Below are 13,129 nucleotides of genomic sequence, written 5' to 3'. Positions count from 1 at the left end.
GCGAAGCGCTCCCGGCCGCCGGAGGCAAAGCCGGAAATGAAACAGGCAGCCGGTTCCGGCGAATCGGCTGCCTGTCTGTTCACAACAGCGGGATTACTTGGTTTCCACCTGTTTGTAGGTGTCGACCGCTTCCTGTGCAAGTTCGCGGATGAACTTCGCGTCTTCCGGAGTTACCTCTTTCGGCACGAACTTGATTTCCGAAGTCGGCCGGTTGTAGAGCAGCGCGAACCAGACGCAGGCCTGCAGATAATCGCCGCGGCGGTTCAGATGGGCCGGATCCTTATGGAGTTTCCAGCCGTCCTTCCGCTTCCACCAGCTCAGGCCGGTCACCCACGACCCGGCTTCCGACGGAAGCGCATCGGGATATTTCAGGCCTTTGAGGGATGCCGGATCATAGGGCTGATACTTGACCGGCTGCTTTTCCCGGCCGAGCTGAACCGCATAGCCGGTCGGAATCACACGCAGCTTGTGCGCTTCCGCCGCTTTCCGGTAGGCCTGGGTCAGCTTGTCGTACATCTCCTGCTGGCCGATCTTCCAGCCCTTGTAACGGTTGTCGTCGAACCGGTAGGCCCAGGTCTGCTGAATCACGATTTCAGCGGTCGGGGCATATTTGCGGATATAGTCGATCAGGTTGGTGAGATAGGGTTCATAGGATTCCGGTTTCCAGCTCAGATGGCTCGCCTGCTGAACGGTCACGATATCCCATTTCTCCTTCTGCAGCATATCCTTCAGGCTGTACTTCTTGCCGTGATAGGCTTTGTCCGCCGGATTTTTCTCGTTGGCTTCCACGAGCTTCCAGTGGCGGTCCAGCGGACAGCCTCCGAGGTTGGCGCGATCCATCAGGATCTTACAGCCGGCGGATTCCGCCACCTTGGGCAGGTAACGGAATGCACTGTCCGCAAAGCTGTTGCCGACTGTCAGAATTTTCAACTCGTCCGCCGCCGAGACCACCAGTCCGGTCAGCAGAGCCGCCATCAGAAAACCGATTTTACGAAACATTCAATTTTTCTCCTGAAATTGAGTTGGGATAGTATTTACAATACCATTATTTCAATGATAATTCAAATTTTCAGCGCGCTTCTTTACTGTAATATGGATACTGGCCGATAAAATTCCTCGATACAAACCTGTCCGATGGGGCTATCTTCAGTACCACGACCATTTTTGTATATCGTGATGTTTATCCAACTTGATTGTGAAACGGTGTCCGGTATAGAAATGGAAAACAATGCGGCGATCAACCCGGTGGCGGGAACTTTTGGCGTAATCTACTGGACACAAATGAAAAAGCCGATCACTTCTGACCGGCTGAAACTGAAAAATGGTAGCGGGGAATGGAATCGAACCATTGGCCTTCAGGTTATGAGCCTGACGAGCTACCACTGCTCCACCCCGCAATGTTTTGTATTTTATGAATATATCATAAAGGAACAAAAAGTCAAGCGGATTTCTTGAAAAAATCCGGTTTTATCGGGCCAGCTTGTGATAGTCGAGCAAACTGGAAAGCCAGCCGTTCAATGTTTTCCAGTAATCGGGACGGCACTCGGGCAGCGGGGAGTCTTCGATTCCGGCGGCGACGAGCTGTTCGAGAAAGTCGCTCTGTTCCGGCGAAGCGGCTTCGGGAAGCAGGCCGTTTTCGTACAGATAGGTGATCTTCAGCACCACCGAACACTGTTCCATCGTCCAGCGCCCCTGAACGTCGTCGTCAAGACAAAGCTGGGTCAGTATCGAGCGGAGCGCGTCGTAGGTGAACGGCTGCGGCACGCCCGGCACCGCGTTCTTCAGCAGAAAGCCGCCGATTCGCCCCGCCAGCTTGAAATGCTGCGGCTTCAGCGCGATCCGGTCGAAGTTGAAGATCAGCTCCAGTTTCTTCGCGGTGTGCAGATCGGAATTGCCCGAATCATCGAACTCCACCTCCAGCTCCCGGAACAGGTCCGCCGCCGGAAAGTCCTTCGCGGAAAGTTTCTGGGCGCCGTTGGCGACCAGGCTGACCCGCCCGTAGTCAGGACTCAGGCCGCCCAGCAGCAGCGCGTTTTCCTTGTAAGGCTGTTTGGAGAGAACGATGAGCTGTGTCGAAACCATATCAATCCAGTTGTTTCTTGAGTTCGGCGATCACCAATTGCGGGTTGGCCTTGCCTTTGCTGAGTTTCATCACCTGGCCGACCAGGAATTGCAGCACTTTGGCGTTGCCTGCCTTGTACTGTTCCACCTGCGCCGGATTCGCGTTGATCGCATCGGTGACCACCTGTGCGATCGCGCCGGAATCGCTGACCTGCACCAGACCTTTTTCTTTCACGATCGCCGCCGGAGCTTTGCCGGTCGCGAACATTTCGGCGAAAACCTCCTTGCCGATCTTGCCGTTGATGGTCTTGTTTTCGATCAGGTCGACCAGTTCGGCGAGCGTCGCCGGAGTGATTTTACACTCATCGATCGCAACTTTCTCCTCGCCGAGCAGGCGCAGCAGCTCGGAAATGATCCAGTTGGCGACCAGTTTCGGAGACTTCGACAGCTTCGCCGCCTGGTCGAACCACGCCGCCACCGAACGGTCGGCGGTCAGCACTTCAGCGTCGTATTCGGTCAGGCCGCATTCCGTGACGAACCGGGCGCGCATCGCGCCGGGCAGTTCCGGCAGCGTCTTGCGGATCGCGTCGATCTCCTCGTCGGTGAAGGTGACCGGCATCAGGTCCGGGTCCGGGAAATAGCGGTAGTCGTGCGCCTCTTCCTTGGTGCGCATCAGGTAGCTTTCGCCTGCGTCGTCGTTCCAGCCGCGGGTCTCCTGTTTCATCGAACCGCCTTTGTCGAGGATATCGGCCTGCCGCCACATCTCGTATTCCACGGCGCGGTGGGCGGCGCGGAAGCTGTTCAGGTTCTTGAGCTCGATCTTGGTGCCGAACTCCTTCTGCCCGAACGGGCGCAGCGAAATGTTCACATCGCAGCGCATCTGGCCCTTTTCCATGTCGCAGTCGCTGATGCCGCCGTACTGCATGATCTCCTTGAGCTTGGTCAGATAGGCGTAGGCTTCGTCGGCGCTGCGCATATCCGGTTCGCTGACCACCTCCAGCAGCGGCACGCCGGAGCGGTTGTAGTCCGCACCCGAGACGCCGCCGGCGTGGGTGAGTTTGGCGGGGTCCTCTTCGAGGTGGATGCGGGTGATCCCGATGTATTTGTCGGGAAGTTCCGCACTCGAAAAGCCCTTGCCGGAGAGGTGCAGCCGCCCGGCGGTGCAGAAAGGCAGGTCGTACTGGCTGATCTGGTAGTTCTTGGCGAGGTCCGGGTAGAAATAGCTCTTGCGGTCGAATTTGCTGAATTTCGCGATGGTGCATTCGGTGAGCAGCCCGGCGCGGACCGCTTTCAGGATCGCCTCGTGGTTCGGCACCGGCAATGTGCCGGGATAGCCGAGGCAGACCGGGCAGACCAGCGTATTGGGTTCGGCTCCGTACCGGTTGGGGCAGGAACAGAACATTTTACTTGCCGTCCGGACCTGGACGTGCACTTCGAGACCGATGACCGCTTCGTATTTCATTGCACAGAGAATTTCGTATTAAGGGTTGAACAACATCATTCGGTTATAATTTACTGGAATGTGGCGGGTTTGTCAATCCGGGCAGGTGGTTTTTCGGTGATTTTCCGGAGCGGTACACTGGATTTGGCGCGGGAGCCGTGCTATAGTTGAAAACGGTTGCCCCGCTCCGGTGGTACGGTTGCGGCCTTTACATGATTGTTTATTTGGTTTTTATGGAAAATACGGAACAAATCTGGAGCGTCTCCGACGTCAACCGCGCCGTCCGCGAAATCGTCGAAGGCAGTCTGCTGCCCTTCTGGCTTCGCGGCGAAGTCGGTTCCCTTGTGATTCACCGCTCGGGCCATGTCTATTTCACCATCAAGGATACCAGAAGCCAGATGCGCGGCGTCTTTTTCGGCGGAGCCGCAGCCTGCACCAAGCTCGGCGTCGCCAACGGCACACTGATCGAGGCATTCGGCAACCTGACCGTCTACGAGGTGCGCGGCGAATACCAGTTCAGCGCCCGTCAGCTCCGGCTCGCCGGAATCGGCGACCTTCAGCAGCGGTTTGAGGCGGTTAAGAATAAACTGGCCGCCGAAGGGCTGTTCGATCCCGGGCGCAAACGCCCGATCCCGGTGCTGCCGCGCCGGATCGGGGTGGTGACCAGTCCGTCGGGAGCCGCGATCCGCGATTTTCTGCAGATCATCAACCGCCGCTTCCCGAATGTGAACGTCCGCATCTATCCGTGCGCGGTGCAGGGAGCCGGCGCCGCCGAACAGGTCGCGCGCGGCGTCGATTTCTTCAGCCGCACCCGCGGCGCCGACGTGGTCGTGGTAACCCGCGGCGGCGGCAGCATGGAAGACCTGTGGCCCTTCAACGAGGAGGTCGTCGCCCGCGCGGTGGCGGCCTGTTCAGTGCCGGTGATCAGCGCGGTCGGCCATGAAATCGACTTCACGATCTGTGACTTCGCGGCGGATCTGCGGGTTCCGACCCCCTCCGCCGCCGCCGAGCTGGTGATCGGCAGACGGCAGGAGATGAGCGACCGCCTCAACCGCTTCGAAAAGGACCTGCACAATACCTTGAACCTCGCCCTGACCCGGCTGAAAAGCCGCCTCGACCGGGCGGCGGGCAGCTTCGTCTTCAAAGAACCGGCCCATCTGGCGCGGATGCGCCGCCAGCAGCTCGATGAGTTGGAAAACCGTCTCCAGGGCTCTGCCGAACGGTGGCTGCTGGCCAATCGCGCCAGACTTGACCAGCTCGCCGGGACATTGACCACGTTGAACCCGAGCCGTCAGTTGGAGCGCGGTTACGCGATCCTTTTCGATCCCGCCGCCGGCAAGCCGGTCACAACTTCCAAAGTCGCCGCCGGCACCCGGCTGCAGGCCCGCCTCGCCGACGGGGAAATGACCGTCGAAGTCCAATAACCTTCCTGTTGTCGAAAGTCCGGGGCGCCGGCATAGAGTGCGCAATCTTCCGGCGGACGCTTTCCGCCTTTGAGTTGCGCCTGAGCATAAAGATTTTTTTCGGAAATAATTCATATTGCCTATTGACAAATGGGTTATTGTTTGGTATAATTATAGTATCTTTAATGGAATCTTTATGGTATCTTATGATTAAAGGGCATAGATCCGGTATGGAAGCGGTAAATATCAGGACGGTTCGGGAGCCGCTGTACAATCGGCTGAAAGTACAACTGTTGGAATATATTGAAAGCGAGAATCTGCAGATATTGCCGACTGAGAAGGAACTGATGGCTCGATACGGGGTTTCGCGCAATACCTTGCGCCGGGCAGTCAAAGAGCTGACCGCCCAGAAGGTGCTTCAGCCGGTACAGGGGTTGGGAACATTGGTTTACCCGGTGCCGGAGGTCACCAAAAACAGCCGCATTCTGGTACTATGCGATTACTATTCGCAGCCGTTCCAGAACGAGACATTCAATAAACTTCTCTTTATGTTGAACAGCAGTCACTTGAACAGCGTGGTGATGATGGTTGACCATGAGAACATCGATATCGCGCGGTTTGAAGAAGCGCTGAAGGATTGTGACGGCGTCATCGTCGATTGGTTTTCCAGCTATATCAGCGAATTGCTGGAAATTGTCGTGCGCAGCGGTAAAAAAATCATCTGCCTCCGTAGCCCGATGGGAAACGGGGTGCCCTATCTGACCGAAGATATCGCCGCCGGGTATTACAAAATCACCCGACATCTGCTGGAACTTGGGCATACCCGGATCGCATTCATCGGGAACAGCAATGACCCGGCCCGGATGGACGGTATGCGCAAGGCGTTGAAAGAAAGGGGGCTTTCTCTGCTGCCGGAGTTGATGGTCTACTATGACAGCAATTTCCGTTTCACCGGTTTTGAGGGAACGGAAATTCTGCTTGAGCGTAAAGTTCCCTTTACCGCCGTGATCGCCCACAACGACGATACGGCATTGGGGATACAGGAACGTTTGCTGATTGCGGGGAAGCGGATTCCGGAAGATATCTCTGTGATAGGATTCGACAATCTGAGCTGTTCCGAATTTTATCCGGTTCCGCTGACGACATGCAGCGGCGACGCCGAAGCAATGATCCGGGCGGCAATCGCCTATCTCTTCAGCGCCCGCAATTCCGGGATGACTCTCAACCGTTTTTTTACTCCCGAGCTGGTGATCAGAAAATCAACTGCGCGTCTTAAAGCATAAGGACACAGGAATATGAAACCAAAATACTTCACTATGACCGAATTTCTTGCCGTGATAATGAACAATGCCCTGCCACTTTCCCGGAGAAAACATAGATTTACATTGATTGAATTACTTATCGTAATTGCGATAATAGCAATTCTGGCTGCCTTGTTGCTGCCGGCGTTGACACGCGCCCGGGAGAAGGGGCGCGCGGCGCAATGCCTTTCCAATCACCGCCAATGTTCCATCGCATTGAACACTTATGCCAACGATTATGACGGAATGGTCATGTTCGTGGATATGAGCATGACCGAGACTCCGGTATGGACCGCGCTGTGGATCAAGAACAACTATCTGCCCTTCAGCGTGATCGCCTGTCCCGGGGAGGAGAGGGAGAACCATAACCAGAGCAGTTACAGCAGCTATATGAATACGGCGGACGGGGTTATGCAATGGTACTGGACCTCGGCCTTTTTCACTCCCCTGCGGGGACGGAAGGAGGGGGCCGACTGGAGATTTTTTCTCGCGCTGAAGAAAAGCAGGCAGCCGGGTAAGGGGATGTTCACTTTCGACGGCATCGGATACAGCGCCTCCAAAGGGAAATTCGTACAGAACCTTCAGGCGAACCTCGGCGTATCGGGAACAACTGCGACGAAAGCCCATTTCCGGCATGCGAACCGCGTTCAGGCATCCTTCTGGGACGGCCACGCCGCCGCAGTGAACCCGACGGACTGGAAAACAAATATCTTTCAGGGATTTCTTCAGACCGGAAACGTGGAAACCGTCCGGGCATTCAACGATGGATATCAGGAAATCGACCTGGTCGTAAAGTGAGAGTCGCCGATATGAAAACAGTCATCACTTTTCTGGCGCTTTGCCTGTTTTTCTGCACCTCCGCCGGGCAGATTCTGTGCGGAGGCGGTTCCTACCGCAGGCACAGTGCAAATCTGTTGAACGAATCGACCCTGTTCAAAGGAAAAATTCAGGGTGTCTCCGCCGCGATGGAGAACGGCAAGGCCGCTTTTTCCGTGGAGAGTTCCTGGGCGTCGTGCAACAACCGGATTCCGATTCCGAACCTGGAATCCGGCTGGAAAAACCCGGTGCTGCTGGTACGCTTTAAAATGAGGTCCGCCGATTGCGTGCGGGGGAAAGAGGGGTGGCAGAATGCACGGTTGGACCTCTTCTTTCTCGACGCGGCGGGGAAACGGATCCCGCCATACCTGAAAACCAACCAACTGGTCGGAACGAATCCGTGGCGGGAATATGCGGACGCATATCCGATTCCGCCAAACGCCGCTTTTTTCGATCTTCTCCCGATCAATTACGGTCCGTCCGGAAAGCTTGAGATCAAGGAACTTGAAGTCATCCTCGCCTCCGAGGAGATCGATGTGGCTCCGCCCGACGGAAGAACAACGGCGGAAGTGTTTTCGCTCAATGATGCCTGGCGGCTCTCCACACCGACCCGGGAACAGATTTCTCTGAACGGACTGTGGCAGTTCCGCCCCTGTATTCAAAAGGAAGACAGCGCCGCCGTTCCGGCGCAAGATACCGGCTGGGGCTGGTTCAAAGTACCTGGTCACTGGCCGGGCACACTTCGCAACAACAGCCGTCTGGGCAGTGCGACGCCGTTCTACCTGAGTTCATATATCAGGCGGAAGATGCCGCGGACTCTTTATTCGGCATGGTATCGTCGCGTGATTGCGATTCCCGGGGATTGGCGGGGACGGCGGATTTTGCTGAAATTGGATCTGGTCCAATCGAAAGCGGCGGTCCGGATCGACGGCAAATCGGCGGGAGTCCTGTTTTTCCCCGGAGGCGAACTGGATGTTTCTTCCCATGTAACGCCGGGCGGGAAACATGAGATTGCGATCCTCGTGGAAGCGGAACCGCGCATCCTGACCGTCAATATGGGAGAAACACGGGCGTATACGGAACTCCGGGAGATGGACAACCGCGGCCTTTGTGGCGAGGCGATGCTGGAGGCAATTCCCCCCCGGCACAGCATCTCCGACACGGCGATCCGGACTTTCGTCGGAAAGAGGCAGATCGAATTCGACGTCGGCTTTCACGAGCTGGTTGCCGGCACTTATTTGCTGGAGGCGACTGTCTCCGGGCCGGATGGTTTTTCGCGGACCTTTCCTGCAAAAACCGTTATGGCCGATGGAAAAGGTGGTACGCGTTTTTCGCTGATTTACGACTGGATCGCGCCGAGGCTCTGGGATATCGACACTCCCGAAAATCTGTATACCGTGGAGATTTCACTCAAAGACCTGCAGGGACACATTCTGGACCGGTTTTATCCGGAGGAATTCGGCTTTCGGGAGTTCGGCATCGAGGGACGGAATTTTCTGCTGAACGGTAAAATTATTCACCTGCGCGCCCTGCCGATCGATAACAGCGGCGCATCGTCGATCGCCGATGAAGCATCCGTTACGGAGCTGGTGAGAAAGATGAGGGAATTTCACGTCAATTTCCTGATCGACAGCGTTTATTCGTTCAATCCCGGTACGTTCTGCTATCAGGACGCATACCGTAAAACGACTTCCCGTCTGGGGATACTGACCTCTATTACCATGCCGCGTTCCCTGGATTTTCCGGGACTCTCCGGGAATCCGGAACTTCAGGAACGGTTTCGGAAGATCGCGGGATACCGTCTGCGCCGTTACCAGAATCTTCCCGGACTTGTGATGTTGGCGACCTCCCATAATTATGCGGGGTACAGCGATCATCAGAATCCGTTGAAAATCGCCAATGGCTTCACACCCGAGCGGCATGGAATCTGCACAGGAACCAGGATGGAGGCTCTCTGTGCAGACGGATTACTGAAGAAGCTGGATCCGACCCGTCCGGTTTATCACCACGACGCGGGGATGCTCGGAGCGGTTCATGCCGTCAACCTCTATCAGAATTGGGCACCGCCGCAGGAACGGAGCGACTGGCTTGAGGATTGGGAGAAAAACGGCAAAGCTCCTGTTTTTTTCACGGAATACGGGATGCCCCACATCGCCAGTTGGAGCAGCAACCGTGGTCCCGGTTTCATCTGGCTGCAAAAAGCAGTCCAGTGCTTCTGGCTCGATGAATTCAACGCCGAAACACTCGGAGAACAGGCCTATCGGCAAGAGGAGAAAAAGCGGGAGTACTTTTCGCGTAAGTCAGTAACTTCCAATCAGTCGGGTAACCGTCCGCGCTGGTTTTTCTGGCCGGAATCGCCTCAGCTTGATCAGGTGCGGGCCGCCTACGTGTGGAAAAATATCCGGGATTTGCGGGGACGCGGCATTTCCGCGCTTCTGCCGTGGGATAGCTTTGCCTTCCACTCCCGGCAGACCTCCGTTCCCGACACGGTTCCGAATCCGGAGCGGTTCCGGAATCTGAAGTGCCCCGGGCTTGTTCCGGATTACAAGGCGGCGTTTCAGAATCACTGTTTTTCCGATCCGCTCAACACCTACCAATATTCTTTGACCGGGAAGGCGCTGGAAGAGGCCTTTCGGGAGATTCTGATGTGGATCGGCGGGGCGCCCGGTGATTTCACTGAAAGTTCCCTGCATTTTTCTCCCGGAGAAACCGTGGAAAAATCCATTGTCATCCTCAATGACAGCCGGCAGGAGCAGAGTTTTGACTGGTTGTGGAAACGGAACGGGACGAAGGAAGAAGCAGGAAACTGTCGCCTTGCTCCCGGAACGAAAACGGAAATTCCGATCCGGTTCAGGCTGTCGGCGGAATCCGTCACCGTCACCGCGGAGGTGCGTTCCGGGAATGGGGAGCTTTGGAGCGATTCAATCACATTACACCCGATTCAGCCGCCGGCGGTCAGGCTGCAGAGCAAAGTCGGACTTTATGATCCGGAGGGGACGGCCGCGCCACTGCTGGACAAACTGGGTATCCCCTATCAGGCCGTCTCGAAAACGGCGGAACTGGACGACGTCGAACTGTTGATTCTCGGGAGGCACGCCCTCGATCGGTTTCCGCTGCATCTTGAGGAAGCGCTGAAACAGGGAATGAAGCTCCTGATTCTGGAGCAGAGTGCCCGGACGCTGTCCAGAATCGGAATCCGGAGCAATACGCAGGGGCTGCGCACCGTATTTCCGGCCGGCCGGGAATTTCCGGAGCTTCTTGAAAATTGGCGCGGAAGCTCCACGCTGTTGCCGCCGTATCTGGAGTTGCCGGAGATCGCGCACGGCTATCCCGCCGAAAATTGGAACGGCTTCATCAATCGGCGCATCTGGCGTTCCGGGAACCGCGGCAACGTCGCGGCGGTTCTGCCGGAGAAGCCGAGCGTGGGGAATTGGCTGCCGCTTTACCAGGGCGGATTCGATCTGCAATTCGCTCCGCTTCTGCTGATGACGGAAGGTAGAAGCCGGATTTTATTCTGTCAACTCGAAATTTCAGCCCGCACGGTTCAGGATCCGCAGGCGGAACAGACGCTGGCGAAGGCGCTCCGTTATCTTGACGACACTTCTCCGGCGCCGGTACGGAAGGTCTGGTATTCCGGCAACGAAAAGCTGCGCACACAGTTGGAGCAGACCGGGGTTGTGTGTGAAAAAATCGATCCGGCCAAGCTCTCCTCCGGTGATTTGCTCGTTCTCGGTCCCGGGGAAGCGGTTCCGGGGAATCTGCGCAGGCGGATTCAAGGCGGGCTGAACGTTCTGGCTTGCGGCCTGACCGGCGCGGAGCTTTCCCGGTTCGTCCCGGAGGTAAACGCATCCCCGGGCGAATGGATGAGCGATTGGGTGGATGGACTCGGGGAGCGGCCGGAGTACCGGGGGATCGGTAATGCCGAGCTTCACTTCCGCTATCCGCTCCGGTTCGACGGCTTTCCGAAGGATTCCACAGGCGGAATCTCTCTGAACAGTATTCGGATCGGTCGGGGTATCCTTGTAATGATGCAGCTTCCACCGTGGAGGTTCGACCGGAAGGTGCATGCGACACGCACAACAGCCCGCCGGGCGGATTTTCTGCTGATGCGGCTGCTGGCCAACCTCGGAGCGGAATTCCGGACCGGTTTTTTCGCGATGTTTGATGGGATGAATCATGGAAATTTCTCGTTTCCGCTCGCCGAAGGCTGGAAGGGAAAATTCGACCCTGAAAATTCCGGCAAGTCGAACGGCTGGCAAACCGCTCCGGCGGATGGGTGGAAAAACGTCAAAGTTGGTACGCCTTTGGAGTCACAGTTCCCGGAACACGCCGACTATGACGGCTTATTCTGGTACCGGCTCGAATTCGACCTGCCGGAAGCCTGCCGGAACGGAGAGTACGAATTGCGGATCGGTGCGGTGGACGACGAGTCGTGGATTTGGCTGAACGGCCGCTTCACCGGCGAAGTCACAGCGCAAACGCATCCGGAAAATTACTGGAATTTCAATCGGAGCATTGTCCTGAAGAAGGAACTCCTGTCTTCAGGTAAACAGGTTTTGACGGTGCTCTGCAATGATTTGAGAGGGGTTGGCGGTATGCTCGCAGTTCCCCGGATTGTTCCCCGGAGCTGCCGCTTCTTCCATGTGGACCGGCCGGAAGCGACCGACGACCCATACCGTTATTACCATTGGTAAGCCGGTTGCTCCGATACGGTCCATTCCGGGCCGCTTCCTCGGGAGCTGACCGGAGGTTGAAATCTTCGGGAAGTGGATTGTTTTGATTTGCAATTTACATTTCTTATGATACTCTAGGACAGGACGGCGAATTTGCCGCCGACGTATCAGGAGATGGAAAAAAGATGATTTGCAATCGGGAAAACAGTGGAATAGCCCGGGATGGTGCGGATGCCGGCGGAAAGGCTTTGGCGATTTTGTATTATTTCTACCCGGAGGACACGCCGCTGCGGCGGATGCTGGTCAGGCATTGCGAACAGGTGCGGGAGAAGGCGCTGGCGATTCTGGTGGATTCCGGCGTGGAACTGGACGCGCGGCTGGCGGCGGACGGGGCGATGCTGCACGATATCGGCATCGGGCGCTGCGATGCCCCGAAGATTCTGTGCGAAGGCTCCGAGCCTTACATCGCCCACGGCGTGATCGGGGCGCGGATGCTGCGCGAATACGGGGCGGCGAACGGGTTGGACCTTGAGGCCTTCGCCCGGATCTGCGAACGGCATACCGGCAGCGGAATTACCGCTGCGGAAGTACGTGCGCAGGCGCTGCCGATCCCGGTGCGGGATTATCTGCCGGAAACGCTGGAGGAGAAGCTCGTGTGCCTTGCCGACAAGTTTTTTTCCAAATCCGGCGATATGAAGGAAAAGCCGCTCGACCGCATCCGTTGTTCCATGCGGAAGTTCGGCCCGGATGCGGCCGCTCGGTTCGATGCGCTGTGTGCTCTTTTCAAGGTGGAATAGTGTGGGAGTCCCGGTGCGGTTTATGCAAAAGAACGGAGAAATCTGATGGATGAAAAAACAAGATGCCCGTGGCCGGGCGATATTCCCGTCTATGTGGAGTACCACGATCACGAATGGGGGCGGCCGGTGCATGACGACCGGAAGCTGTTTGAAATGCTGATCCTGGAGGGAATGCAGGCGGGGCTTTCATGGATCACCGTGCTGAAAAAGCGCGAGGCGTACCGGAGGGCGTTCGACGGATTCGACCCGGAGAAGATCGCCCGCTACGATGAGGCGAAGATTCAGGAGCTGATGACCGATCCGGGCATTATCCGCAACCGCCTGAAAATCCGTGCCGCGGTCACCAACGCGAAAGCCTTTCTGGAAGCCGTTCGGAAGCACGGCAGTTTCGACCGGATGATCTGGGCTTACGTGGACAACACGCCGATCGTCGGCCATTGGAACAGACTGGAGGAGGTGCCCGCCACCACGCCGCTCTCCGACCGGATCAGCTGTGATTTGAAGAAGATGGGCTTCAAATTTGTCGGTTCGACCATCGTTTACTCCTTTATGCAGGCAGTCGGGATGGTCAACGACCATCTGGCCGGCTGCTTCGTCTGCCGCGAAACGGCGGCGAAGGAAAAATAACGAAGAATCA

9 protein-coding genes and 1 tRNA gene are annotated in these 13,129 nt (G+C 56.8%); 6 read left to right on the top strand and 4 right to left on the bottom strand.

Annotated elements, in window-relative coordinates:
* Window positions 1–93: 93 nt before the first annotated feature.
* From C8D82_RS09180 to gatB, 4 genes are all read right to left on the bottom strand, one after another.
* Window positions 94–999: a DUF4886 domain-containing protein gene (locus tag C8D82_RS09180; protein WP_116883983.1), complete on the bottom strand. Its 906-nt coding sequence runs from the start codon at window positions 997–999 to the stop codon at window positions 94–96.
* Window positions 1,000–1,322: 323 nt separating this feature from the next.
* A tRNA-Met gene (locus C8D82_RS09175) sits at window positions 1,323–1,397 on the bottom strand.
* Window positions 1,398–1,467: 70 nt separating this feature from the next.
* Entirely contained in the window at window positions 1,468–2,082 is a 615-nt protein-coding gene (gene recO, locus C8D82_RS09170) for a DNA repair protein RecO (protein ID WP_116883982.1), read from the bottom strand.
* Between the two features lies 1 nt (window position 2,083).
* A complete protein-coding gene (gene gatB / locus C8D82_RS09165; RefSeq protein ID WP_116883981.1) occupies window positions 2,084–3,523 on the bottom strand; it encodes an Asp-tRNA(Asn)/Glu-tRNA(Gln) amidotransferase subunit GatB in 1,440 nt (479 codons plus the stop codon).
* Window positions 3,524–3,735: 212 nt separating this feature from the next.
* On the opposite strand from gatB, the gene xseA reads away from it, so the two are divergent.
* From xseA to C8D82_RS09135, 6 genes are all read left to right on the top strand, one after another.
* Window positions 3,736–4,926: an exodeoxyribonuclease VII large subunit gene (xseA, locus tag C8D82_RS09160; protein WP_165832965.1), complete on the top strand. Its 1,191-nt coding sequence runs from the start codon at window positions 3,736–3,738 to the stop codon at window positions 4,924–4,926.
* A gap of 164 nt (window positions 4,927–5,090) precedes the next feature.
* The gene (locus C8D82_RS09155) at window positions 5,091–6,188 is read left to right on the top strand and encodes a substrate-binding domain-containing protein (protein WP_116883979.1); all 1,098 of its coding nucleotides are present in this window, start codon (window positions 5,091–5,093) and stop codon (window positions 6,186–6,188) included.
* Window positions 6,189–6,221: 33 nt separating this feature from the next.
* Window positions 6,222–7,004, top strand: a complete 783-nt coding sequence (locus C8D82_RS09150) for a prepilin-type N-terminal cleavage/methylation domain-containing protein (protein ID WP_408068571.1) — start codon at window positions 6,222–6,224, stop codon at window positions 7,002–7,004.
* A gap of 11 nt (window positions 7,005–7,015) precedes the next feature.
* Window positions 7,016–11,716, top strand: coding sequence for a glycoside hydrolase family 2 TIM barrel-domain containing protein (locus C8D82_RS09145; protein ID WP_116883977.1), 4,701 nt, complete (start codon window positions 7,016–7,018; stop codon window positions 11,714–11,716).
* Between the two features lie 227 nt (window positions 11,717–11,943).
* Window positions 11,944–12,492, top strand: a complete 549-nt coding sequence (locus C8D82_RS09140; protein ID WP_207776100.1) for an HD domain-containing protein — start codon at window positions 11,944–11,946, stop codon at window positions 12,490–12,492.
* A gap of 45 nt (window positions 12,493–12,537) precedes the next feature.
* The gene (locus C8D82_RS09135) at window positions 12,538–13,119 is read left to right on the top strand and encodes a DNA-3-methyladenine glycosylase I (protein ID WP_116883975.1); all 582 of its coding nucleotides are present in this window, start codon (window positions 12,538–12,540) and stop codon (window positions 13,117–13,119) included.
* The last annotated feature ends 10 nt before the right edge of the window (window positions 13,120–13,129 follow it).

Origin of the sequence: Victivallis vadensis, assembly GCF_003096415.1 — a bacterium.
Classification (GTDB): Bacteria; Verrucomicrobiota; Lentisphaeria; order Victivallales; family Victivallaceae; genus Victivallis; species Victivallis vadensis.
This window is presented reverse-complemented; position numbering and strand designations above follow the sequence as displayed.

Excerpts from the sequence above, each read along its gene's own strand:
- recO (WP_116883982.1), bottom strand. The coding sequence starts at position 2,082 with ATGGTTTCGACACAGCTCATCGTTCTCTCCAAACAGCCTTACAAGGAA.
- C8D82_RS09155 (WP_116883979.1), top strand. The coding sequence starts at position 5,091 with ATGGAATCTTTATGGTATCTTATGATTAAAGGGCATAGATCCGGTATG.
- xseA (WP_165832965.1), top strand. The coding sequence starts at position 3,736 with ATGGAAAATACGGAACAAATCTGGAGCGTCTCCGACGTCAACCGCGCC.
- C8D82_RS09150 (WP_408068571.1), top strand. The coding sequence starts at position 6,222 with ATGACCGAATTTCTTGCCGTGATAATGAACAATGCCCTGCCACTTTCC.
- C8D82_RS09180 (WP_116883983.1), bottom strand. The coding sequence starts at position 999 with ATGTTTCGTAAAATCGGTTTTCTGATGGCGGCTCTGCTGACCGGACTG.
- C8D82_RS09135 (WP_116883975.1), top strand. The coding sequence starts at position 12,538 with ATGGATGAAAAAACAAGATGCCCGTGGCCGGGCGATATTCCCGTCTAT.
- gatB (WP_116883981.1), bottom strand. The coding sequence starts at position 3,523 with ATGAAATACGAAGCGGTCATCGGTCTCGAAGTGCACGTCCAGGTCCGG.
- C8D82_RS09145 (WP_116883977.1), top strand. The coding sequence starts at position 7,016 with ATGAAAACAGTCATCACTTTTCTGGCGCTTTGCCTGTTTTTCTGCACC.